Raw genomic sequence first — 24,130 nt, forward strand, 5'->3', positions numbered from 1 at the left:
ACAGAACCACGCGTGGCTCGCTGGAGCGATGAGGCGTACGGGTCGTGCCGTACGCCGTGGGACCTCGCTCCAGGAAGTGACCGGACGGCAGGGGACAGCAGCCCGGTCACCCAAGAGAACGGTCGGCTCCGGGGACGCCCGGGGCCGACCGGCGGAAAACCACATACGAACTGCCCCAAGTCCCCGCGCAGTCAATGGCATTGCTGCACTCCGGCCGCCTCGGCTCGCCGAAGCACGACCCGAGGCCGGGACCGTGAACCAGCGGCGCAGCCCCCCGGCGCCGCCCCAGGCACCGGCGCTGCCCTGACGTCGGTGCTGACCAGAAGAAGGGCCCCGCGGCCTCTCCGTCCCGCGGGGCCCTTCGACATACCCGGGGAATGTGACTCACTTCACAGCTCCCGCGCGTCGGGGGACGCACAACCCTCCTCACAGGTCACGGGTCTCACCTACGCAAACCAACGGCCACGACCGTGCCCCACACACGGAGGCCTCCGACCACGTGCTGCCGCGCGGCAGCACGCGAGCCCCACAAGAGGTCCTCAATGAAGCTTCGCCGCGCCATGATGACCGCGGCCGCGACGGCTGCCCTCGCGCCGCTCGCACTGGTCTCCGCCCCGGCCGCGTTCGCCGACGAGTCCCCGAGCAGCTCCGTCAGCAGCCCGGCCGCGACCGAGACGTCTCCCGCGGCCGACCCGAGCACCAGCCCGGCCGCCGACCAGAGCTCGTCCGCCGCCCCGTCGTCGGACAGCCCGTCCGCCTCCGGGTCGGCGAGCGCCAGCACGTCCGCGTCCGCCTCCGCATCCGCCTCCGAGTCGGCATCCGCCTCCGCCTCCGCGTCCGCGTCCTCCAGCCCCAGCGAGAGCGCCGAGCCCAGCGACGAGCCGAGCACGCCGTCCGGGATCTGCGAGGAGGACGACGCCACCTACAAGTCGAAGATCCACGCCTCGCTCGGCGGCCTGCCCGGCGAGATCGCCGTGGGCAGCGGCTGGCACCCCTTCACGCTCAGCGTCAAGAACCCGACGTCGAGCAACCTCAAGGACGTCATCTTCTACGCCGGTGTCGGCCCGAGCGACCCCAACGCCCAGTACGCGTTCAAGACCAGCCAGGTCCAGCTCCAGGTGAAGTACGACGGAGCCTGGTACGACGTCGAGGACGGCGCCGGCCACTCCAACGGCTACCTCGACCTCGCCGACATCAAGGCCGGACAGACGGTCGACTACCAGCTCCGGCTGAACGTCAAGGCCAACGCGCCCGTCGGGGAGGGCCTCACCATCGGTGGCGGCATGTACTTCGACGACGAGGAGAACTGCATCGGCGCGGACCAGGCCAGCTACCTGATCAAGATCGTCAAGGCCGGCACCGACACCGGCGGGACGAAGCCCCAGGAGGGCGGCCAGGTCCCGGTTCCCGCGCAGAAGCCGAGCAAGACCAACACCCAGGACGTCACCGGCTCGCTCGCCGAGACCGGTTCCAGCTCCATGCTGCCGACCATCGGTCTCGTCGGCGGTGTCGCCGTCGTCGTCGGCGCCGGAGCTGTGTTCGCCGTCCGCCGCCGCAAGGGCGCCGGTTCGGGCACCGCCGCGTAGGCGACGCCGCCGTGTAGGCGATGTAGGCGACGCCGCCACACCAGCGGCACCGCCGCGCAAGCACGCTCGTACGACCGAAGGGGCCTGCGCCAGGAGGGGGGCGCAGGCCCCTTCGGCATGCCCGCACTACTTCTTCGGCGGTACCGCCGGCATCCCCAGGAACGGCAGGCGCAGCGCGCCGAACGCCTCCGCGGGTACCGCCGGGGCCTGCGGCTCCACCGGCTTCAGCCGCTCGTACGCAGCGCCCTGCGCCGGACGCGCATCGTCCTCGCCCCGGTTCGGCCAGAAGGACATCGCGCGCTCGGCCTGCGCGGTGATCGTCAGCGACGGGTTCACTCCCAGGTTCGCCGAGACCGCGGCGCCGTCCACGACCGAGATGCCCGGGTGGCCGTAGAGGCGGTGGTAGGGGTCGATCACGCCGGTCTCCGGGGAGTCGCCGATGGGGCAGCCGCCGAGGAAGTGCGCGGTGAGCGGGGTGCCCATCAGCTCGCCGACGTTGCTGCCCGCGAAGCCGTTGATCTCGGCGGCGAGCGCGGAGGCGGCCTCCGTGGCGGCCTTGATCTGCTTGGGGTTGGGGGCACCGTGACCCTGGCGGGCGGTGAGCAGGCCCTTTCCTACGCCGCCCGGCTTCAGGTACGTCGTCAGGGAGTTGTCCAGCGACTGCATGACCAGGCCGATGATGGTCCGCTCGGACCAGCGCCGGTTGGAGAGCGAGCGCAGGACCAGCAGTGGATGCCGGGCCGCGTTCGCAAGCCAGGCCAGCGCGCGCGAGGAGCCCTCGGCGTAGGGCACCTGGAGGATCGACAGGCCGCCCATCGAGTTGGAGCCCTTGCCGTAGCGGACCGGCTCGATGTGGGTGTTCTCGTCGGGGTGGATCGAGGACGTGATCGCGACGCCCCGCGTGAAGTCGGCCCTGTCCTCGCCGGTCGCCCTGCGGTAGCGGCGGTTGTCGGTCTGCGCGCCCACCAGCGCCTCGGAGTTGGTGCGGGTCAGCTCGCCGAGCCGGGCGGAGAGATACGGCAGCTGGCCGCCGGCCTTCATCCGGTGCAGCAGGGTCTGCGTGCCGTAGGTGCCGGCCGCGAGGACGACCCGGCGCGCGGTGAAGAGCCGGCCCTCGCCCTTCTTCTTCCGGTCCGTCGGCAGGGTCGCCACCGCGTACCCGCCCCGTGAGTCGTCCGTGACGGACACGACCGTCGTCATGGGGTGGACCACCGCGCCCGCCTTCTCGGCGAGGTGGAGGTAGTTCTCGTTCAGGGTGTTCTTCGCACCGTGCCGGCAGCCGGTCATGCACTCGCCGCACTCGGTGCAGGCGTTGCGGGAGGGACCGGCGCCGCCGAAGTACGGGTCGTCCACCTGCTCGCCGGCCCGCGCCTTCGCCTTCCCGTCCGCGTCCTTGCCGTCGCCGAAGAACACGCCGACCGGGGCGAGGTGGAAGGTGTCGCCGACGCCCATCCGCTGCGCCGCCGCCTTCAAGTGCACGTCGGAGGGGGTCATGGTCGGGTTGAGCCGTACGCCGAGCATGCGCTGGGCCTGGTCGTAGTACGGCTTCAACTCCTCCTGCCAGTCGGTGATGTGCCGCCACTGGGGGTCCTCGAAGAAGGCCTTCGGCGGTACGTAGAGGGTGTTGGCGTAGTTGAGCGAGCCGCCGCCGACGCCCGCGCCGGCCAGCACCATGACATTGCCCAGCAGATGGATGCGCTGGATGCCGAACATGCCGAGCTTGGGGGCCCAGAGGTAGTTCTTGAGGTCCCAGGAGTTCTTCGGCAGGGAGTCCCGGGTGAAGCGGCGGCCGGCTTCGAGCACACCGACCCGGTATCCCTTCTCCGTCAGGCGGAGGGCGGACACCGAACCGCCGAACCCCGATCCGACCACGATGACGTCGTAGTCGTACCCGTCCTCGTCCCGGGTCTGGACAGACTTCTCCTGCGACACGTGCTCTCCTCGTCGAGAACGGGTGTTTCTAGCGGAACCGGAATGCCTTCATCAGCCGGAGGCTCGTGCTCATGAACCGGGCGTACCCCTCGTCCGTCATGCCCAGCGAGGGAGCCATCGGCAGCAACCGCTGCTGGGCCACCGTCTGGGCCTCGGTGTACTTGAGGATGCCCTCGGAGCCGTGGCGGCGGCCGAGGCCGGAGTCCTTCATGCCGCCCATCGGGGACTGCACGCTGCCGTAGGCGGGCGCGTAGCCCTCGTTGACGTTGACCGTGCCGGTGCGCAGGCGGGCGGCGACGTCCCGGCCGCGCGCGGCGCTCTTCGTCCAGACGGAGGAGTTCAGGCCGTACGGCGTGGCGTTGGCGCGCTCGATCACCTCGTCGTCGCTCTTGAACCGGTAGACCGAGACGACCGGGCCGAAGGTCTCCTCCTCGCACACGGCCATGGAGTCCTCGACGCCGTCGAGGATGGTCGGCTCGAAGAAGTAGGGGCCGATGTCGGGGCGGGCCCTGCCGCCCGCGATCAGCTTGGCGCCCTTGGCGACGGCCTCCTCCACGTGCCGCTCGACGGTCTTCAGCTGGCGCTCGCCGACCAGCGAGCCCATGTCGGCGCCGTAGGCGAGGGAGTTGCCGAGCCGCATGGCCTTCGTGCGGGCGGCGAAGCGCTCCAGGAAGGCGTCGGCGACCGACTCGTGGACGTACAGCCGCTCGATGGAGATGCAGAGCTGTCCGGCGGAGGAGAAGCAGGCGCGTACGGCGCCGGCGGCGGCCTTCTCGATGTCGGCGTCGTCCAGCACCAGCATGGCGTTCTTGCCGCCGAGCTCGAGGGACACGCCGACGAGGCGGGCGGCGGCGCCCTGGGCGACCTCACGGCCGGTGCGGGTGGAGCCGGTGAAGGAGACGTAGTCGGCGTGCCGGACGACCTCCGGGCCGACGACCGGGCCCTCGCCGAGCACGACTTGGAAGACGCCCTCGGGCAGCCCGGCCTCGATGAGCAGGTCACGCGCCCACAGCGCGGTGAGGCAGGTCTCGGTGTCCGGCTTCATCACGACCGCGTTGCCGGCGACGAACGCGGGCAGCGCGTCGCCGACGGACAGCTCCAGGGGGTAGTTCCAGGGGGCGATCTGGCCGACGACGCCGCGCGGGTGGCGCAGTTCGGTGACCTTCGTGAGCGTGGGGACGGCGCCGGTGTGCCGCTTGGGCCGCAGGTAGGCGGGGGCCTTGCGGCCGTAGTGGCGGGCCGCGACGGCGACGGCCTGCACCTCCTCGTGCGCGTGCAGCCGGGCCTTGCCGGTCTCCAGCTGGATCAGGTCGAGCACCTCGGCCTGCCGCTCGAGCACCAGGTCGTGGAAGCGCAGGAGGACGGCGGCCCGCTGCCGTACGGGGGTCTTCTCCCACACCGCCTGTGCGGCCCGGGCGGCCTCGAAGGCCGTGCGTACGTCCTCGGGGGTGGACTCGGGCAGGTCGGCCAGCTTCTCGCCGGTGAACGGGGTGTGGTTGGCGGTGCGGCCGGAGCCGGCGACGCCCTTGGTGAGCTGGGCCACCAGTTCCGGGGTGACCACGTCGGCGGCGGTGCGGGCGCCCTCGGGGGCGGGCGCGAGCGGGTTGGTGCCGGTGCTGTCCGGGGCCTGCGTGTCCGTCATGACGCGCAGGGTATGCCGCGGCGCAGGCTTTGTGTACCCGTCGGTAACGGGCATTCACCGAGTGCTCACACACTGCCAGTGATCACTGGCAGTGAATGTGCTGATCAGGGCGTTGACACGGTGGCGGACGGAAGGATCAACCGAGTCCCGCTTTTTTCGCGAGAAGCAGCCCCAGCGCGGTCCTCGGGGTGCGGCGAGGGCGGTCGGAGGGCGGGGGCGACGGGGGCTCGGGTGCGGCTTCGGGGGCTCCGGTCGCTTCGGAGACTTTGCGTGCATCGGGTACTTCGGGTGCCGTGTCCGGTACGGGCGTGAGCCCGAGGAGGTCCCGCAGGGCCGCCGTGACCTCCTCCGCGCCCGGGCGGGCCGCCGGCTCGTCGGCGTGCAGCCGCTCCAGCAGGGGGCCCAGCGGGCCGGGGTCCGTGTCCGCGAGGGCGGCGCGGAGCAGGGCGCCCAGGGACCACAGGTCGGAGGCCGGGCCGGCGCCGGGGCCCGCGGCGCGCTCGGGGGCGACGAAACCGGCGGGCGCGTGCGCGGGATGTCCGTCACCGGTCCCGAAGTCGGTGACGACCACCCGCCCGGTGCCTGACTCCAGCAGGACGTTGGCGGGTTTGACGTCCCGGTGCACAATGCCGACGGCATGCGCGGCGCGCAGGGCGCCGAGGACGGCGAGCCCGATCCTGGCGGCCTCGGCAGGCGGGACGGGGCCGCGCCGCAGGGCCTCCTGCAGCGACTCGCCCGCCACCAACTCCATGACGATCCAGGGGACATGGCCCTCGGTGACGACGTCGTACACCGTGACGGCCGAGGGATGGCGCACCCGGGCCGCGGCGCGGGCCTCCCGGTAGAGCCGGTGGGCGATACGGCGGCTGTCCTCGTCGTCGGCCGGATCGCCGGGCAGCAGCGGCTCCTTCACGGCGACCGGGCGGCCCGGCCGCTGCTCGTCCAGGGCCCGCCAGACGGTTCCGGTGGGCCCGGCTCCGAGGCGTCCGGCCAGCCGGTACCGGCCGCCGATCAGACGTGCGTCGGGCGGGAGTTCGCCGTCTCCAGTCATGTCACATGAGTACCGTGCGCACCATGCCCTTGTCGAAGCGGGGCACAGCGAAGCGGCCAGGGCGCGTCGCGGCACCCGGGAGTCAGAGCTTCTTGATGTCCAGGTTCGCGATCGCCGCCCTGGCCACGTCCCGGCCGCGGGCGGTGAAGTCGCCCTTGTTCGGGTAGCCGACGGTGAGCTTGTACAGGTCGCCGCCGCTCGTGCGGTAGTAGAAGATCTGGAGTTCGCGCGGGCTGGGGTGCGCGCCGTCGTTGGTCTTGAAGACGACGGTGTTCTTCGCGGCCTCCTTGCCGTGGTACGTCGCGGTGTCGTCCGGGTGGGTCTTCGCACCGCCGGGCATGTCGAGGGAGTAGTCGCCCTCGCCGCGGAACTTCTCGTCGTCGGCGTACATCTGGGACCGCGCGGTGTTCTTGATCTCGCCCAGGGAGTCCTGCGACTTCTTCGCCAGCTCCAGCGTGATCCAGACGCCGCCGCTCCAGTCCTCGTACGTCACCCGGTTCTGGTCCTGGTCGTCCTTGCCGGGCATGATCACCTGGTAGTCCGCCGGGGCGGCGAGCGTGGCGCCGAGCTTGGGGACCGGGCGCTCGGCCCAGCCGCCGGGCAGCGGGCCCGCGAAGGGATCGGCCAGGACCAGGTACGCCGCCACCGCCGCCACGACCAGCCCCGCGCCCGCACCGAGCCACGCCTTGCGGCCGAGGCGCCTGACCTGGGCGGGGGCGACCACCTGGACGGGCTGGGTGGGCACCGGCGGCGCCGGGGGCCTGGCCGCCTCCTGAAGCAGCGCCCGTACCCGGTCCGCCTGGGGCCGGTGCGCCGGGTCCTTGTGGAGCAGCCCGTTGATGACCTCGGCCAGCGGGCCGGAGGCGGACGCGGGAGGGGCCGGGGTGGAGTTGAGGACCGACTGGAGGGTGGCCGGGGTGTTGCTGCGGCGGAACGGCGAGACGCCCTCGGTGGCCGTGTAGAGCAGCACGCCCAGGGACCACAGATCGCTCGCCGGGCCGGGCCGCTGCCCCAGCACCCGCTCCGGCGCGATGTACTCGGGCGAGCCGACGAAGCCGCCGGTGTCCGTGAGCCGCGTGTCGCCCTCGATCTGCGCGATCCCGAAGTCCGTGAGGACCACCCGGTCGTGCCGGCCGAGCAGGACGTTGTCGGGCTTGACGTCCCGGTGCAGGACGCCCGCCGCGTGCGCCGCCTGGAGCGCGCCGAGCACCTGCAGGCCGATCCGGGCGGCCTCGCGCGCGTCCAGCGTGCCCTCGCGCAGGACGTCGCCGAGGGCGCGGCCGCGCACCAGCTCCATCACGATCCAGGGCCGTCCCTCGACGACCGCGACGTCGTGGACGTTCACCACCGCCGGGTGGTCGAGACGGGCCGCCGCGCGGGCCTCGCGGCGCATGCGCTCGAAGGCGTTGGCGCGTTCCCGTTCGGGAAGGTGGTCCGGTACGCGCGGCTCCTTGACGGCGACCTCCCGGTCCACCGTCTCGTCCTGGGCCCGCCACACGGTGCCCATCCCGCCATGGCCCAGCTTGCCGAGCAGCCGGTACCGGCCGGCGACCAACCGCCCGGCGCCGGGATCCTGCTGCTGAGCCGGGATGGGGTGCGACTGTGCGTCCGGCCGTGGCTGCGGCTGCGGCTGCGGCTGCGGATGCGGATGCGGCGGTTGCAGAACAAAACTCGTCGTGTCGTCGGTGCCGTGACCGACTCCCCCGTCACTGCTCATGCGTCATCCATATCGCGCCACCGGCCCCCACAGCCACCGGGAAGCCGAACCGGTCACAGACCCGTGACCGAGCGGCCGTTCAGGACCCCGCCCGGAAGGTGTCGACCGCCACGTCGAAGTACTCCCGGGCCTCCCGCACCTTGCCGACCGGCGCCGACACCCACACGTCGTACATCCGCCCGGCCTCCTCCCAGCACAGGTCGTAGGTGTGGCGCGGGCCCTCCGCGGCGCTGAAGCCGTTCCAGGTGAACTCCCAGAGCGCCGCCGGGTGTCCGTCGTGCTCGGTGGGGGTGACCCGGCCGTCGTGGTAACCGGGGTTGGTGGAGGGGCCCTTGGCAGCGGACCGGGCCATCACGGCCTGCGGGCCGCCCGGTTGGGGATCGGCCGCCTTGACGCCGAGCCGGAAGGTGCCGCCGGGCGAGAGGTAGAAGACGCGCTCGCCCTGCGGGCTGCGGGTGAAGTCCTCCGGTACGGCGAGGGAGAAGCCGGCCGGGTCCCGGGCCGTGCGGTAACCGGAGGGCGCGGTGCGCGGGCCCGCCGAGCCCGAGTCGGTGGCCGAGGGGCTTGTCGCGGTGGCCGCCGGGCCGGAGGCGGTGGGTGCCGGGGGTGCGGTCCGCGAGGAGGTCGCGCCCCTACCGGTCCCGGTCGCCGGGGAGGTCGCCGTACCGCCCGGGCTGCCGCCGCCCCCGCCCCCGTCCCGGTGCAGCAGCAGTGCCGCCGACACGCCTGCCCCGGCCAGCGCGGCGACCAGCAGGGATGCGACCAGCACCCCGCGCGTGGCGGACGAGCGGGCCCGGGGCTCCGCCGCCGACCCGGCCGCGGCGGGCGGCTGCGGGCCGCTGTGCGGGAGGTCCGGCTGGGTCGGCGAGTACGGCGCCGCGGCCTCCGGCGCCGGACTCCCCGCCGTACCGGGCTTGGTGGTACGACCCCCCGGCGCACCCGACTTCGCCGTACGACTCCCCGTCGCACCGGGCCTCGTGGTCCAGCCGCCGGTGATCCGGTGCGCGCGGCCGGTGGCGGTGGGGCCGGAGGACGGGTCCGGTGCCTCCGGGGTCCGGCCCGTCTCCAGGAACGTCCGCAGCATCTGCTCGGCCTCGGCCGCGCCGAGCCGCCGGTCGGGGTCACGCTCCAGCAGCCCCCGTACGACCGGCAGCAGCGGCTCGGCCTCGGCGGGCGGCCGGATCTCGGCGGCGACCACGGCGTGCAGGATGCCGCCGAGCGAGTCGCGCCGGAACGGCGACTCGCCGCTGAGCAGCGTGCACAGCAGCGCGCCCAGCGACCACAGGTCGGACTCCGGGCCGGTGCGCAGCCCCGCCATCCGTTCCGGCGCGGTGTATTCGGGCGAGCCGACGAAGGAGCCGGTCTCGGTCAGCGTGGTGGCGCCCTCGACCTGCGCGATACCGAAGTCGGTCAGCACGACCCGGCCGGTGCCGGACTCGATCAGCACGTTCGCGGGCTTGATGTCCCGGTGCAGCACGCCTGCCTCGTGCGCGGTGCGGACCGCGCCGAGCAGGGCGATGCCGATCCGCGCGGCCTCGGCGGCGTCGGCCGGGCCCTGCCGGGAGATGCGGTCGGCGAGCGAGCCGCCGTCGACCAACTCCATGACGAGGTAGGGACGTTCGTCCTGCTCCACCACGTCGTGCACGACGATGATGTGCGGATGCCGCAGCTGGGCGACCGCCCGTGCCTCACGGAACGTACGGTCCCGGCGGCGCCGCGCGTCGCCCTCGGAGAGGGAGTCGTCCGGGAGGAGTTCCTTGACCGCGACACGCCGGCCCAGCACCTGGTCCACGGCCCGCCACACGACGCCCATGCCGCCGCGCCCGATGCGTGCCTCCAGACGGTAACGGCCCGCGATCACCCGGAAGTCGGCGCCCTCGGTCCCCATGAGCCCCATCATGCCTCACCGGACCCGCCCGCTCCGGGGCGCCGATCGGCCAAGCAGGGCCGATCGACCAGCCATTTTCGGCCGTATCAGCTGTCGTACGGCGGCACCGGCCGCCGTCAGCCGTCAGCCGGCGGGCGGCTCCTGCCAGCCCTGCAGCACCCACTTGAACTGCTTGCTGGTCTTCGCCCAGTCCTGTTCCGGCGTGGACATGTAGATGGCGTACTCGGTACCGGAACGCGAGTAGTACGTCTCCTCGATCGCGTGGCGCGGACCGGCGATGTGCGGCGGGTCCTTCTTCAGCGCGGTCCAGGTGTACTCCCACAGCGAACCGTTGCGGTCGCGGTAGATGTTCGCTTTCAAGGCCACGCGCTTGTAGTCGACCAGTCGCTGCAACTGCTGTTCCAGATCCACCTGGTGCTGGTGGGCGTCGGCGAAGTCGGGCGAGCTGTTGATGGCGATGCGGACGAAGTGGTAGCCGCCGTCGGGGCTGTAGTCGATCTGTTTGAGGCCGCCGCTGAGCTCGTACACCGTCCGCTTCCAGCCTTTGGGCAGGGAGAGGCTGAAACCGAGCGGATCGTGGTAGGACTCCCAGCTGGCGGGCACGGTGCCGTCGGAGCCCCGCGTGGCGCTGCCGCTCGCCGAGGGCGAGGGCGTGGCCGGGCCCGCGCCGCCGCTCGACCCGGCGTTCTGCGCCGAGCCGCCGCCCCACTCCTGGAAGGCCACCGCCGCGCCACCGCCGAGCACCGCCGCGACGGCGACGACCAGGACGAGGGTGCGCAGCCGGCGGCGGGGCCGGGGCCGTACGGGGGCCGGACCCGGGGGCGTGGGCGCCACGGCCGTCGGCCCGGTCATGGAACGGCCCGGGCCGCCCGGCGCGGCGGGGCCGTGGCCGGAGGCGGTTCCTGCGGGCTCGTAACCGGGGACGGTCCCGCCGGGCTCGTAACCGGACGCGTGGGCGGTGGGGCCGTAACCCGGTCGGGGCGGGGTGCCCGTGCCGCCGGTGTGCAGGCCCGAGCTCTGGGTGGGGATGAACGCCTGTGCCGCGTGCGGGCGGCGGCCCTCCGCCGCCTCGGCGAGCATCTGCTCCGCCTCCTCCGCGCTCGGCCGGCGCTCCGGTTCCTTGCGCAGCAGGGCGGCTATGACGGGACCGAGCGCACCGGAGTGGCGCGGCTCGTCGGCCTCCTCCTCCACGACCGCCTGCATGGTGCTCAGCGGTGAGGTGCGGCGGAACGGCGAACGGCCCTCGACCGCCGTGTACAGCGTGGCGCCGAGCGCCCACAGGTCCGAGGCCGGGCCCGGGTCGTGGCCGCGCACCCGCTCGGGCGCGAGATAGTCGACCGAGCCGACGACCTCTCCGGTGCGGGTGATGGTGGAGTCGCCCTCGATCTGGGCGATGCCGAAGTCGGTGAGCAGGACCCGGCCGTCGGCGCCGAGGAGGACGTTGCCGGGCTTGACGTCCCGGTGCAGCACCCCGGCGGAGTGCGCGGCGCGCAGCGCCCGCAGCACCCACAGCCCGATACGGGCGGCCTCGCCGGGCTCCATCCGCCCCCGCTCCTTGACCGCGTCGGCCAGCGAGTTGCCCTCGACCAGCTCCATGACGATCCACGGGCGGCCGTCGTGTTCCAGGACGTCGTGCACGGTGACGACGGCGGAGTGGTTGATACGCGCGGCGGCGCGGGCCTCGGCCCGGGTGCGGGCGAGCAGCACGGCCCGGTCGCCGTCGGAGACGTAGAGCGCGGCGGTCAACTCCTTGACGGCGACCGTCCGGTGCAGCACCTCGTCGTGGGCGCGCCATACCCGGCCCATGCCGCCGCTGCCGATGGAATCGGCGAGCCGGTAGCGGCCCGCTACGAGCAGGCCCTGCATCTGATTCACGTTGCCCCGCAATGCTCTTGACAGGGTCAGACTAAGGACCGGTCGAGCAACAGGGAACCGGCGGGGTACCAAGGTGACAGCACTGTGACGGTTGTCGCCGCCCGAATCGGCCGGGATCGGTCAACCGGTATACGGGGCGCTCAACCGGTGTAGCGGTACGTCGCCGTGGCCTGCTCGTAGAACTGTGTCACCGCGTCGCGCTGGGACTCCGGGCCGCGGACCTGGATGATGTGGTACCGGCCGTTCAGCAGGATCGCCATGTTGCGCACGAACAGGTCGCGGCCCTGGCCGTCGGTCCAGGTGAACTGCCCCTCGGCCATGGTCCGCCCGCCCACCTCGATGGTTCTCAGGCCGGTGGCCGTGGCCCAGCTGGAGGCGCGGTACGGCTGGAGCTCGCTCTCCTTGTCACGCTGGTAGGTCATCGGGTCGCTGCCGTAGCCCGAGGCGCCGTCCCGTCCGGGTACGACGATCAGCTCGAAGTCGCCGTGCGCGTACACCACCTGGCCGCTGCCGTTCTTGGGGGTGCGGTCCCAGCCCTTGGGCACGGCGATCTCGAAGCCCTCGGGGTCCTTGCGCAGGGCGAAGCCGTCGGCGACGGTCGGATCGCCGCCGGTCTGGGGCTGGGTCTCGGTGGCGGGCGCGGAGGGGCTGCCGCCCTGCTTCGAGGAGGGCCGCTGGGTGGACGAGGGCGCGGGAGCGGCCTGACCGGCGCTGCCCGTGCGGTCCGGGCTGCCCGCGGCGCCGCTGTCGCCCTGTTTGGGCATGAACAGCATCGCGTACGCGATCGCGCCGGCCAGCAGGAGCAGGATCAGCAGAAGGAGGGTGCGGCCGAGTCTGCGCGGCGAACGGGCCTCCTCCGGGGCCCGGGCGCGCTTGTGCCGGGCGTGCGGATGGACCTCGGGCAGTCCGGCGCGCCGTCGCCGCAGCCGCACCAGCTCGCCGCGGCGCCGGACGATCGGCAGCCGGCTCGGGTCTGCGGGCGGCACGGGTACGACATGGGTGCCGGCGTCCGGCTCGGGCGCGGACCGCACCAGCGAGCGCAGCCAGCCGTTCAGCTCCTCGAAGTCCAGGCGCTCGGTGGGGTCCTGGCGCAGCAGCGACTCCACGACCGGCCGGAGCGGGCCGCACTCCTCGGCGAAGGCGGGCGGCTCGGCGCACACCAGCTGCACCAGCTCGGCCGTCGACTCCTCCGGGTACGGCGCGTGTCCCTGCACGGCCCGGAACAACAACGCGCCCAGCGCCCACAGGTCGGTGGCCGGTCCGATCGGCGCCGCCAGCTGCCAGTTCTCGTGCACGGGGCCGGCCTGCTCCGGCGCCCACCGCTCGGTCACCGGCCCCACCACGGTCATCCGCACCTGCCGCGCCCGCTCGGCCGCCAACGCACTCCCCGGCCCACGCCGGGCACCGGCCGCAGCGGGGTCGTTCCAGTGGGGGTGGGCGGGGGCGCTGCCGGTGGCGTGCGAGGGGAGGGGCGGGCCGTGGTGGGCGGGGTCGGCGTACGACGACGAGTCCGGGCCGCGGTGAGCCGGTCCGGCGGCGTGCGGGTGGAGGAGCGCGCCTTGGTGGGCCGTTCCGGGGCCGTAGGGGGGCAGGCCCTCTTGGTGGCCGGGGCCCTGGCCGGTCCCGGAGGCCGTGGCGGGGTCGGCGCCGGAAGCCTGCAACGGCAGGGGTACGCCGGGGCGGGCGGAACCGGAGGCGCCCGGCGGCACCAGCGAGCCCTGACGAACCGGACCCGGGCCATAGGAGGGCAGACCCTCTTGGTGACCGGGGGCCTGGGGGTCCGCCGTGGGGAGCCCGGGGCGCTGCGGGCCGCCGTTCAGGGCTCGGAAGGTGTCACCGGCGCCGGGGCGGGGGGAGGCGCCGTGCCAGGGGGCGCCCTGTACTCCGTAGGGGTCGGCGATCCGTCCGGGCGGGGTCGTGGTGCCCGGGCCGCCGGAGTACGGCGGCCGGGGCATGCCGTCGGCGTCGCCCTCGGCCGGCGGCCGGGCCCCGGGCAGGGCAGCGGGCCCGCTCTGCCGGGCCTCCTGCACCCGGGCGGCAGCCCGTGCACCCGCGCGGTACGCGGCGATGGCCCCGGCGCGGGCGGCACGGATGTCCGCGCCGTTCTCCAGGGGCCGTTGCCCCGCCGGGCCGGGCGCACCGGTCCCGCCGGACGCCCCGTTCGCCCCCGGCGCCGGCAGCCCTCCGGCCGCCCTTGCCTGGATGGCGGCGCGGCGCGCCGCCTCGGGGTCGACATCCGCGGACGGCACACTGCCGGGCCCGGACGAGCCCTGGAGCTCACCACCGGCACGGCCGCCGGCACCCGCAACGGAGGAACCTCGCCCTCCCCCAGCGATCGGAGGCGTATCCGGGCCTCCGGACCCGTAACCGGCGCGACCGGTCCTGTCCGCGCACGCTCCGCCGTCTTCGAAACTCTCCTGGGCCGGGACGGGGTCGTACCCGCACAACGCCTCCTCCGCGGCGCCCACGGCGAGGCCGGTCAGCATCACGCGGCCGTCGTCGCAGACGAGCACCGTGCGGGCGGTGATGTTGCGGTGCACCCAGCCGTGCGCGTGCAGCACCCGGAGCGCCATGAGCACGTCGGCGGCGACCTCGGCCGCCCGGTACGGCGACAGCGGCTGCTCGGCGAGCAGCGCGGCCAGCGGGCGCGCGCCCACCAACTCGCTGACGATCCACAGCGACCCGCCCTCGGCGAACACGTCGAAGACCTGGTCGAGGCGCGGATGGTCGGGGATCGAGGCCGCGGCCTGCGCGGCCTCGACGGCGCGCCGCACCGCCGGGTCGGCGGGCCGCCGGGTCGCGGTCCGGGCGTCCGGCGTCCGCCGGTTCCCGCGCTCACGCGCGGTGAAGCCCTCGGGCAGTCCCTCCGCATCGAGCACCTCGGCCTCGACGACCTCGGGCAACGGCACCTGCCGGACCAGCACTTCCTGGCCGCTGTAGGTGTCGAAGGCGCGGGTCTCGGTGAGTTCGTACTCGTCGGAGGGCGGCAACGGCAGGCGGTAGCGGTCGGCGAGCACCCGACCCGCGTAGTCGTCCACGTTGCCTCCCCCGGCCGCCCGGTCGGTCACTTCCGTTCGCCTCACGACCCGTTTCGCACACACTTCCGGCTGCGTACGGTCCGCAACCATTCACGATACGTGCCGGAGGCAACCCGCATTGAGTGGATGACGGATTCTCACGCCCCAAACCGGCGCCGAGCACCTACGACTTGGGCTCGAAGGACGTGGTGAGCGTCTTCCAGGTGTCCTTGCGCAACCGGCTGTCCCAGTTCGCGGCCTTCGCCGTGTACATCAGTCCGTAACCGAGATGGCCGTTGACCACGAATCCCCGGTCGATGGTGCGGTACTCGGTGCCGCCGTCGACGTACGTGAACTCCCAGTCGGCCGTGTTCCAGCCGCGGTAGTCGACCTTCTCGATGCGGATCCGCTGGTACTGGGAACGCATCATCCCGTGCTCCTGGTTCCTCCAGTCCGCCACCGGGTCGCTCTTGGGGCTGCCGGTCCAGCCGATGAGCAGCTTCTGCCCGTCAGGACCGGTGTAGCGGTCGCCCCCGCTGTCGGTCGAGTTGTACGACCAGCCCTTGGGCAGCCCGATCGAGTACCCCTGGCCGGCCTTGCGGGTCGTCACCGCCGGCGCGCTCCCGGCGTCCTTGGCACCGGACTTGCCGGAGTCGTCGGTGGACGCGCTCGCGTCGACGGCGGCGCCCGAGGTGGCACCGGTGCCACCGGACGACGGACTCGCCCCGTTTGCCCGGGTCCCGCTGCCGGTGCCCTTGTCACCCTTGTCCTGCTTGGTGGACGCGCTCGCGCTCGCCGCCGCCCTGGCCCCGCTGCTCTTGCCGTCCTTGTCGCCGCCGCTCAGGACGATGGCCAGGACGGTGCCGAGCACCGCGAGGACCACCACCACGGCGATGATCACCAGCGTGCGCTTGGGCACCACGTCGGTCAGCGGCGCCCTCGGCACCGGCCGCTGCGGCAGGTCCAGGTCCGGCGGCGGCATCACGGGCCAGCCCGAACTCGGCTTGCTCGCGCTGGAGTTCGGCGCACCGGCGGCACCCGAGGCGCCGGCGGCAGGACCCGCCTGTCTCCCGGCGGATCCGGCGCCGGCCCCACCGGAGGGCGCGGGGCGCGTGCTGCCGGGGGACGGAGTGGGCCGCGCTCCACGAGAGGAAGGCGCGGGGCGCCCTCCGCCGGAGGACGGCGTCGGCCGCGCTCCGCCGGAGGAAGGCGTGGGCCGCGTTCCGCCCTGGGCGGCAGGACGTGCCCCGCCCGCGGCGGCACCGCCCGCACCTGCGGCCTCACCGGCGCCCGGCGCCGTCGTGTCGCCGCCGTTCTTCGTCCGTGCGGACGCGGCCGCCCCGGCCGCCTTGCGGACCGAACGCAGCGCGCCGCGCAACTTCTCCCCGGCCTCCTCGCCCCGCTTGCCCTCGGACAGGCCCGGCTGCGGCGGCAGCGGCACCACGCGCGTGGCGTCCATCGGCTCCGGCTCGGCGGCGTGGATCACGGCGTTGAGCATGGCCCGGGCGCCCGCGTCGTCGAGCCGCTTGGCCGGGTCCTTGGTGAGCAGGCCGTAGATGACGTCCCTGAGCGGGCCCGCGTTCTTGGGCTCCTCCAGGGACTCGGTCATCACCGCGGTGAGGGTGGCGATCGCCGAGCCCTTGTCGTACGGGGGCACGCCCTCGACCGCCGCGTACAGCAGGCCGCCCAGCGACCACAGGTCGGCCGCCGGACCCGGCTTGTGGCCGCGGGCACGCTCGGGCGAGATGTAGGAGGGGGCGCCGACGAGCATGCCGGTGGAAGTGATCGACGGGTCGCCCTCGACCTGCGCGATACCGAAGTCGGTGAGCACGACCCGGCCGTCCTCGGCGATGAGCACGTTCGACGGCTTCACGTCCCGGTGCAGGATGCCCTCGCGGTGCGCGGAGCGCAGCACGTCGAGGATGGCGAGCCCCACCTCGGCGGCGCGCTTCGGCTCCAGCAGGCCGTCCTCGCGGATGACCTCGGCGAGGGACTTGCCCTCCACCAACTCCATGACGATCCACGGCCGGTCGTCCTCGTCGACCACGTCGTAGACCGTCACCGCGCTGTTGTTGCGGATCCGGGCGATCGCCTTGGCCTCGCGCAGGGTGCGCGTGATCAGGCGCCGCTTCTCCTCCTCGTCGATGTTCGACGGGAACCGCAGCTCCTTGACCGCCACCGTCCGGCCCAGGGTCTCGTCCTCGGCGCGCCAGACCGTGCCCATGCCGCCCCGGCCCAGCACGTCTCCCAGCCGGTACCGCCCGGCGAGGAGACGACGCTCGCTCTTGTCCTGACGAGTCCCCTGACGAGATGTTCCCGCCCGCTCCGCCTCCGACATGCGTCCCCTCATACAACCCGCCCTGACAGAGCCTCCATTGTCTCTCACTCGACAAGTGGCCGACGCCCAGGGGGCCATTCGGCCCAGGCGGGATCCGGTGCACCGGTTTCGGGGAAATGCGCCTGGTTTCGGCAGGGGTGACGGGCATTCGGCCGGTGCCGGGCAGCCGGCTCACGGGCCGGCTTCGGCCACACTCCCTCATGTGAACGGCACTATGTCCGGCGCTCCCAGCCTCGCCGCGTCCGCCGTCTGGTCGTCGGGCTGGAGCTGGGACTCGCGCTCGGCCTCCACCCGCTTCTCGTAGTGCTCCACCTCGCGCTCTATCTGGTCCTTGTCCCAGCCGAGGACCGGTGCCATCAGCTCGGCCGCCTCGCGGGCGCTGCGGGTGCCCCGGTCGAAGGTCTCGATGGAGATGCGGGTGCGGCGGGTGAGGACGTCGTCCAGGTGCCGGGCGCCCTCGTGCGAGGCGGCGTACGCCACCTCGGCGCGCAGATAGTCGTCGGCGCCCTGCAGGGGCCGGCCCAGCGCGGGATCGGCGGTGATGAGGTCCAGCAGTTCCTCGGCCAGGGAGCCGTACCGGTTCAGCAGGTGTTCCACGCGGGCCACGTGCAGTCCGGCTCGGGCGGCGATCCGGGCGCGCGCGTTCCACAGCGCCTGGTACCCCTCCGCGCCCAGCAGCGGGGTCTCCTCCGTCACGCAGTCGGCGACCCGCGTGTCCAGGCCGTGCACCGCCGCGTCGACCGCGTCCTTGGCCATCACGCGGTAGGTGGTGTACTTGCCGCCCGCCACGACCACGAGTCCCGGCACCGGATGGGCGACCGTGTGCTCGCGGGACAGCTTGCTGGTGGCGTCGGACTCGCCGGCGAGGAGCGGACGCAGACCGGCGTACACCCCCTGCACGTCGTCGCGGCCGAGCGGCACCGCGAGCACCGAGTTGACGTGCTCCAGCAGGTAGTCGATGTCGGCGCTGGACGCGGCCGGATGGGCCTTGTCGAGGTTCCAGTCGGTGTCGGTGGTGCCGACGATCCAGTGCCGGCCCCAGGGGATGACGAACAGGACGGACTTCTCGGTGCGCAGGATCAGGCCGGTGCTGGAGTGGATGCGGTCCTTGGGCACGACCAGGTGGATGCCCTTGGAGGCGCGGACGTGGAACTGTCCCCGCTCCCCCACCATGGCCTGGGTGTCGTCGGTCCACACCCCGGTCGCGTTGACGATCTGCTTGGCGCGGATCTCGTACTCCCCGCCGCCCTCCAGGTCGTGCACCCGCGCACCGACCACCCGCTCGCCCTCGCGCAGGAACCCGGTCACGCGTGCGCGGTTGGCCGCCTTCGCGCCGTAGGACGCCGCCGTGCGCACCAGCGTGGCCACGAAGCGGGCGTCGTCCATCTGGGCGTCGTAGTACTGCAGGGCGCCGACCAGGGCGTCCCGCTTCAGGCAGGGTGCGACGCGCAGGGCTTGACGGTGGGTCAGATGGCGGTGCAGGGGCAGGCCCCGGCCGTGGCCGCGGGCCATGGACATCCCGTCGTAGAGCGCGACGCCCGAGCCGGCGTAGAGCCGCTCCCAGCCCTTGTGCTGCAGGGGGTAGAGGAACGGCACCGGCTTGACCAGGTGCGGGGCGAGCCGCTCCAGGAGCAGTCCGCGCTCCTTCAGGGCCTCGCGGACGAGCGCGAAGTCGAGCATCTCCAGATAGCGCAGACCGCCGTGGATCAGCTTGCTGGACCGGCTGGAGGTGCCGGAGGCCCAGTCGCGGGCCTCGACCAGAGCGGTGGACAGGCCGCGTGTGACGGCGTCCAGAGCGGTGCCCGCGCCGACGACTCCGCCGCCGACCACCAGCACGTCCAGCTCCCGCTCCGCCATCGCCGCCAGTGCCTCGGCGCGCTGCGTCGGCCCCAGAGTCGCTGTCCTCACGCTGCCTCCCGCTGTCGCAGACTCGCTCGCGTGGGCCGCACCCGGTGGGCGAAGCCCGGTTCATCCCTCCTCCTGCCCAAATTCTGACCGGCTTGCCCGACTTCAGCCACCACGGGCTCCCAACCTGTGGACAACTCGCGCACAACCCTCGGAAGACACACGAACACAATCACACATAACGGTCATATATGTACCTAGCCTGGCATAGCGCTCGCTCACGCTGTCCACAGCGATTGCGCAACTGTCCCGCTTCGGCTATTGGGAAGGACGGCCCAGCCATGCCCGCAGACCTCGCCGTCATCGGACTCGGCCCCTACGGTTTGCCGCTCGCCCAGGCCGCTGTCGCCGCGGGCATCCCCACCGTCGGTTATGCCACCGGCCCCGAGGCGGGCTCACTCAGCCCCGCCGAGCTGCGCCGGATGCTCTCCGCCGGCTTCCGGCCGGGCACCGACCCGGCCCAGCTCGGCCGGGTGCGCACCGCGGTGATCTGCGCGCCGACCCCGCGCGGCGCCGACGGCGGACTCGACCTCGGCCAGGTGGAGGCGGCCGCCCGCGCCCTCGCCCAGCGGCTGCGCCCGCACACCACCGTCATCCTGGAGTCGCCGGTGCTCCCCGGCACGACCGAGGAGTTCCTGCGCCCCCTGCTGGAGGAGGGCTCGGGGCTGCGCGCCGGCCGGGACTTCCACCTCGCCTACTCGCCCAGCCGGGTCGACCCCGGCAGCCGCGACCACGCCCCCGCCAACATCCCCAAGGTCATCGGCGGCCTCACCCCGGCCTGCACCGAGTCGGCCGCCGCCTTCTACGGCCGGATCACCGACAAGGTGGTACGCGCGCGTGGACTGCGCGAGGCGGAGACCGTACAACTGCTGGAGACCAACTTCCGGCACGTCAACATCGCGCTCGTCAACGAGATGGCCGTGCTCTGTCATGAGCTGGGCGTCGATCTGTGGGACGTGATCCGGTGCGCCGAGACCAAGCCCTTCGGCTTCCAGGCCTTCCGGCCCGGGCCCGGCGTCGGCGGGCACGGCGTCCCGCAGGACCTGACCGGGCACGCCACCCGCACCCTGCGCATGGTGGAGCTGGCCCAGCAGGTCAACAGCCGGATGCCCCGGTACGTCGTCCAGCGCGCGGCCACCCTCCTCAACGAACACGGCAAGTCCGCCCGCGGCGCGCGCGTGCTGCTGCTCGGCGTCACCTACAAGCCCGATCTCGCCGATCTGCAGGGCACCCCGGCCCAGGAGATCGCGATCCGGCTGATGGAGCTGGGCGCCTCCGTCAGCTACCACGACCCGCTCGTGGCCTCCTGGAACGTCCTGGAGCGCCCGGTCCCCCGCGCGGACTCGCTCTACGACACCGCCGCCGAGGCCGACCTGACGATCCTGCTCCAGCAGCACCGCACGTACGACCTGCAGGGCCTGTCGGTGAAGGCGCAGCTGCTGCTGGACACGCGCGGGGCCACGCCCACCGGGGCGGCACACCGGCTCTGAGCCGGTCACGAACGGAAAACGGCCGGGGGTGTTGTCGTCCCCGGCTGTTAGTCTCCCCCGGACTCGCCGCACACACGTGCGCGGCGAGCGCACGTGCGCGGGCCTTCCGCATCCGTCCTTACAGTCGTGCTCCATCTCGGGGGGATTTCTGTCATGAGCCAGTCAGCACCACCGCCGCAGCCGCCCACGTCCGGACCGGCCGACGGCAACCCGTACGCCCAGCAGGCCCCGGCCGGTGCGCCGTACCCGCCGCAGCCGGGCGCCCACGCGCCCCAGCCCGGCGCCTTCGCCGCACCGGTGCCGCCCGCACCGGCCCGGAACAACCTCGTCCTCGGCCTGGTCGCCGCGGTCGTCGCCGCCGTGGCCGCCGCCGCGCTCTACGGCCTCATCATCGGCGCCACCAAGCACGAGATCGGCTACGCGGCCGTCGGCGTCGGCTTCGTCGTCGGTGTCGCTGCGGGCAAGGTCGGCGGCCGCAACCCCGTCCTCCCGATCGCCGCCGTCGTCCTGTCCCTGGCCTCCGTCTACTTCGGTCAGCTGGTGGGCGAGGCCATGATCGGCGCCAAGGCGACCGGCCTGAGCTTCTCCCAGGTCTTCTTCGACCACTTCGACATCGTCCAGAAGGCCTGGAAGGAAGAAGCCGACCCGCTGACCTTCCTCTTCTTCGGCATCGCCGGGTTCGCCGCGTTCTCCGGCACCAAGAAGGCCGCCGCGTAACGCCTTCGCGCAAACGGCAGGGCCCGGCCACCTCTCGGTGGCCGGGCCCTGTGCGTCGTACGCGTCAGCGGCGGTGCTGGCTGTCCGCGACGGTCACCTCGACCCGCTGGAACTCCTTCAGCTCGCTGTAGCCGGTCGTGGCCATCGCGCGGCGCAGGGCGCCGAAGAAGTTCATCGAGCCGTCCGGGGTGTGGGACGGGCCGGTGAGGATCTCCTCGATGGTGCCGACCGTGCCCAGGTCGACCTTCTGGCCGCGCGGCAGCTCCTCGTTGACCGCCTCCATGCCCCAGTGGTGGCCCTTGCCGGGCCCGTCCGTGGCGCGGGCCAGCGGGGAGCCCATCATCACCGCGTCGGCGCCGCAGGCGACCGCCTTCGGCAGGTCTCCGGACCAGCCGACACCGCCGTCCGCGATCACGTGCACGTACCGGCCGCCGGACTCGTCCATGTAGTCGCGGCGGGCCGCGGCCACGTCGGCGACGGCCGTGGCCATCGGCACCTGGATGCCCAGCACGTTGCGCGTGGTGTGGGCGGCGCCGCCGCCGAAGCCGACCAGGACGCCGGCCGCGCCGGTGCGCATCAGGTGCAGGGCCGCGGTGTAGGTGGCGCAGCCGCCGACGATCACCGGGACGTCCAGCTCGTAGATGAACTGCTTCAGGTTCAGCGGCTCGTGCGAGGACGACACGTGCTCCGCCGAGACCGTCGTACCGCGGATGACGAAGATGTCCACGCCCGCGTCCACGACCGCCTTGGAGAACTGGGCGGTGCGCTGCGGGGAGAGCGCGGCCGCCGTGACCACGCCGGAGTCGCGCACCTCCTTGATGCGCGCGCCGATCAGCTCCTCCTTGATGGGAGCCGCGTAGATCTCCTGCAGCCGGCGGGTCGCCCGCTCGACGGGCAGCTCGGCGATCTCGTCCAGCAGCGGCTGCGGGTCCTCGTACCGCGTCCACAGGCCCTCGAGGTTGAGCACGCCGAGGCCGCCGAGCTCACCGATGCGGATCGCGGTGGCCGGGGAGACGACGGAGTCCATGGGAGCGGCCAGGAAGGGCAGCTCGAAGCGGTAGGCGTCGATCTGCCAGGCGATCGAGACCTCCTTCGGGTCCCGCGTACGGCGGCTGGGGACGACGGCGATGTCGTCGAAGGCGTACGCCCTGCGGCCGCGCTTGCCGCGCCCGATCTCGATCTCAGTCACGTCTCTAGGCCTTTCCCTATGCGTTGCAGCGCCTTCCAGTATCGCCGACGGCTACGACAGAAGCCCTCCGCGGGGACGACAACGGCGGCCCCGGTGCTCCGGGACCGCCGCTGCTCGGTCTTCACGCGCGCGTGGATGCGCGGTCGTACTGCCTGAGAGCTACTTCTTGCTGCTGTAGTTGGGCGCCTCGACCGTCATCTGGATGTCGTGCGGGTGGCTCTCCTTCAGGCCCGCCGAGGTGATCCGCACGAACCGGCCGCCCGCCTGCAGCTCGGGCACGGTCCTGCCGCCGACGTAGAACATCGACTGGCGCAGACCGCCGACCAGCTGGTGCACGACGGAGGACAGCGGGCCGCGGTAGGGCACCTGGCCCTCGATACCCTCGGGGATCAGCTGCTCGTCGGAGGCGACGCCCTCCTGGAAGTAGCGGTCCTTGGAGAAGGACCTGCGGTCGCCACGGGTCTGCATGGCGCCCAGCGAGCCCATGCCGCGGTACGACTTGAACTGCTTGCCGTTGATGAACAGCAGCTCGCCCGGGGACTCCTCGCAGCCCGCGAGGAGCGAGCCGAGCATGACCGTGTCGGCGCCCGCGACCAGGGCCTTGGCGATGTCGCCGGAGTACTGCAGACCGCCGTCGCCGATGACCGGGACCCCGGCCTCCTTGGCCGCGAGCGCGGCCTCGTAGATCGCGGTGACCTGCGGGACGCCGACGCCGGCGACCACGCGCGTGGTGCAGATGGAGCCCGGTCCGACACCGACCTTGATGCCGTCGGCACCCGCGTCGACCAGGGCCTGGGCGCCGTCGCGGGTGGCGATGTTGCCGCCGATGACGTCGACGCCCGAGGAGTTCGACTTGATCTTGGCGATCATGTCGCCGACCAGCCGGGAGTGGCCGTGCGCGGTGTCGACCACGATGAAGTCGACGCCCGCCTCGATCAGGGCCTGGGCGCGCTCGAAGGCGTCACCGGCCACGCCGACCGCCGCGCCGACCAGGAGACGGCCCTCGGCGTCCTTGGCGGCGTTCGGGTACTGCTCGGCCTTGACGAAGTCCTTGACGGTGATCAGGCCCTTGAGGATGCCCGCGTCGTCGACCAGCGGCAGCTTCTCGATCTTGTGCTTGCGCAGCAGCTCCATGGCCTCCGGGCCGGAGATGCCGACCTTGCCGGTGACCAGCGGCATCGGCGTCATGACCTCGTGCACACGGCGGCCGCGGTCGCTCTCGAAGGCCATGTCACGGTTGGTGACGATGCCGAGGAGCCTCTTGTCGCCGTCGGTCACCGGGACGCCGCTGATGCGGAACCTGGCGCACAGCGCGTCGGCCTCGGCGAGCGTGGCGTCCGGGTGGATGGTGATGGGGTCGGTGACCATGCCGGACTCGGAGCGCTTCACCAGGTCGACCTGGTTGGCCTGGTCCTCGATGGAGAGGTTGCGGTGCAGCACGCCGACGCCGCCCTGGCGGGCCATCGCGATGGCCATGCGGGACTCGGTCACCTTGTCCATGGCCGCCGACAGCAGCGGGATGTTGACCCGCACGTTCTTGGAGACGTACGAGGCGGTGTCGATCTCGTCGGGTGCCATGTCCGACGGGCCCGGCAGCAGCAGCACGTCGTCGTAGGTCAGCCCGAGTGTCGCGAATTTTCCGGGCACTCCGTCGACGTTGGCAGTCATGACACCTTCCCCAAATGGCCTTGATCGGTGCGGATGTCCATGCTAACGGGAAGCATCGCTAGCAAATTCCACGGTACGGGGTGACTTCAGGCTTCGTATGTTCGTACGGAAGCGG

The 24,130-nt window shown here is 72.9% G+C and carries 14 protein-coding genes; 3 read left to right on the forward strand and 11 right to left on the reverse strand.

What is annotated here, in order from left to right:
- Positions 1 to 542 precede the first annotated feature (542 nt).
- A complete protein-coding gene (locus LMU33_RS16615) occupies positions 543 to 1,586 on the forward strand; it encodes an LAETG motif-containing sortase-dependent surface protein (protein ID WP_228621168.1) in 1,044 nt (347 codons plus the stop codon).
- Positions 1,587 to 1,712: 126 nt separating this feature from the next.
- Here LMU33_RS16615 and LMU33_RS16620 read toward each other — a convergent pair whose 3' ends face one another.
- From LMU33_RS16620 to LMU33_RS16660, 9 genes are all read right to left on the reverse strand, one after another.
- The gene (locus LMU33_RS16620) at positions 1,713 to 3,518 is read right to left on the reverse strand and encodes a GMC family oxidoreductase N-terminal domain-containing protein (protein ID WP_228621169.1); all 1,806 of its coding nucleotides are present in this window, start codon (positions 3,516 to 3,518) and stop codon (positions 1,713 to 1,715) included.
- Between the two features lie 28 nt (positions 3,519 to 3,546).
- On the reverse strand, positions 3,547 to 5,160 hold the full coding sequence (locus LMU33_RS16625; RefSeq protein ID WP_228621170.1) for a succinic semialdehyde dehydrogenase: 1,614 nt from the start codon (positions 5,158 to 5,160) through the stop codon (positions 3,547 to 3,549).
- A gap of 136 nt (positions 5,161 to 5,296) precedes the next feature.
- Positions 5,297 to 6,211 carry a serine/threonine-protein kinase gene (locus LMU33_RS41415; protein ID WP_283844151.1) on the reverse strand — a complete coding sequence of 305 codons (915 nt, stop codon included), beginning with the start codon at positions 6,209 to 6,211 and terminating at the stop codon, positions 5,297 to 5,299.
- A gap of 82 nt (positions 6,212 to 6,293) precedes the next feature.
- Positions 6,294 to 7,928 (reverse strand): serine/threonine-protein kinase, encoded by a 1,635-nt coding sequence (locus LMU33_RS16635; protein ID WP_228621171.1) that lies wholly within the window; start codon positions 7,926 to 7,928, stop codon positions 6,294 to 6,296.
- Positions 7,929 to 8,007: 79 nt separating this feature from the next.
- Positions 8,008 to 9,816, reverse strand: a complete 1,809-nt coding sequence (locus tag LMU33_RS16640) for a serine/threonine-protein kinase (protein ID WP_228621172.1) — start codon at positions 9,814 to 9,816, stop codon at positions 8,008 to 8,010.
- A 123-nt stretch (positions 9,817 to 9,939) separates the two neighbouring features.
- Positions 9,940 to 11,682, reverse strand: coding sequence for a serine/threonine-protein kinase (locus tag LMU33_RS16645; protein WP_228621173.1), 1,743 nt, complete (start codon positions 11,680 to 11,682; stop codon positions 9,940 to 9,942).
- 149 nt (positions 11,683 to 11,831) lie between these two features.
- A complete protein-coding gene (locus LMU33_RS16650; RefSeq protein ID WP_228621174.1) occupies positions 11,832 to 14,729 on the reverse strand; it encodes a serine/threonine kinase C-terminal domain-containing protein in 2,898 nt (965 codons plus the stop codon).
- Between the two features lie 163 nt (positions 14,730 to 14,892).
- Entirely contained in the window at positions 14,893 to 17,046 is a 2,154-nt protein-coding gene (locus LMU33_RS16655; protein WP_228621175.1) for a serine/threonine-protein kinase, read from the reverse strand.
- Positions 17,047 to 17,244: 198 nt separating this feature from the next.
- A complete protein-coding gene (locus LMU33_RS16660; protein ID WP_228621176.1) occupies positions 17,245 to 18,954 on the reverse strand; it encodes a glycerol-3-phosphate dehydrogenase/oxidase in 1,710 nt (569 codons plus the stop codon).
- A gap of 278 nt (positions 18,955 to 19,232) precedes the next feature.
- Here LMU33_RS16660 and LMU33_RS16665 point away from each other — a divergent pair, with 278 nt between their 5' ends.
- Positions 19,233 to 20,441, forward strand: a complete 1,209-nt coding sequence (locus LMU33_RS16665) for a nucleotide sugar dehydrogenase (RefSeq protein ID WP_228621177.1) — start codon at positions 19,233 to 19,235, stop codon at positions 20,439 to 20,441.
- A gap of 153 nt (positions 20,442 to 20,594) precedes the next feature.
- Positions 20,595 to 21,158 carry a hypothetical protein gene (locus tag LMU33_RS16670; RefSeq protein ID WP_228621178.1) on the forward strand — a complete coding sequence of 188 codons (564 nt, stop codon included), beginning with the start codon at positions 20,595 to 20,597 and terminating at the stop codon, positions 21,156 to 21,158.
- 64 nt (positions 21,159 to 21,222) lie between these two features.
- Here the strand turns inward: LMU33_RS16670 and LMU33_RS16675 are convergent, their stop codons facing one another.
- Positions 21,223 to 22,347: a GuaB3 family IMP dehydrogenase-related protein gene (locus LMU33_RS16675; protein ID WP_228621179.1), complete on the reverse strand. Its 1,125-nt coding sequence runs from the start codon at positions 22,345 to 22,347 to the stop codon at positions 21,223 to 21,225.
- A gap of 159 nt (positions 22,348 to 22,506) precedes the next feature.
- Positions 22,507 to 24,015, reverse strand: coding sequence for an IMP dehydrogenase (guaB, locus tag LMU33_RS16680; protein WP_228621180.1), 1,509 nt, complete (start codon positions 24,013 to 24,015; stop codon positions 22,507 to 22,509).
- Between the last annotated feature and the right edge of the window lie 115 nt (positions 24,016 to 24,130).

The sequence above is a fragment of the Streptomyces barringtoniae genome (assembly GCF_020819595.1).
In the GTDB taxonomy this organism is placed as follows: domain Bacteria; phylum Actinomycetota; class Actinomycetes; order Streptomycetales; family Streptomycetaceae; genus Streptomyces; species Streptomyces barringtoniae.

What these genes read in the sequence shown, in the direction of transcription:
- LMU33_RS16655 (WP_228621175.1), bottom strand. Translation starts at nt 17,046, where the DNA reads ATGTCGGAGGCGGAGCGGGCGGGAACATCTCGTCAGGGGACTCGTCAG.
- LMU33_RS16645 (WP_228621173.1), bottom strand. Translation starts at nt 11,682, where the DNA reads ATGCAGGGCCTGCTCGTAGCGGGCCGCTACCGGCTCGCCGATTCCATC.
- guaB (WP_228621180.1), bottom strand. Translation starts at nt 24,015, where the DNA reads ATGACTGCCAACGTCGACGGAGTGCCCGGAAAATTCGCGACACTCGGG.
- LMU33_RS16615 (WP_228621168.1), top strand. Translation starts at nt 543, where the DNA reads ATGAAGCTTCGCCGCGCCATGATGACCGCGGCCGCGACGGCTGCCCTC.
- LMU33_RS16635 (WP_228621171.1), bottom strand. Translation starts at nt 7,928, where the DNA reads ATGAGCAGTGACGGGGGAGTCGGTCACGGCACCGACGACACGACGAGT.
- LMU33_RS41415 (WP_283844151.1), bottom strand. Translation starts at nt 6,211, where the DNA reads ATGACTGGAGACGGCGAACTCCCGCCCGACGCACGTCTGATCGGCGGC.
- LMU33_RS16625 (WP_228621170.1), bottom strand. Translation starts at nt 5,160, where the DNA reads ATGACGGACACGCAGGCCCCGGACAGCACCGGCACCAACCCGCTCGCG.
- LMU33_RS16665 (WP_228621177.1), top strand. Translation starts at nt 19,233, where the DNA reads ATGCCCGCAGACCTCGCCGTCATCGGACTCGGCCCCTACGGTTTGCCG.
- LMU33_RS16640 (WP_228621172.1), bottom strand. Translation starts at nt 9,816, where the DNA reads ATGGGGACCGAGGGCGCCGACTTCCGGGTGATCGCGGGCCGTTACCGT.
- LMU33_RS16670 (WP_228621178.1), top strand. Translation starts at nt 20,595, where the DNA reads ATGAGCCAGTCAGCACCACCGCCGCAGCCGCCCACGTCCGGACCGGCC.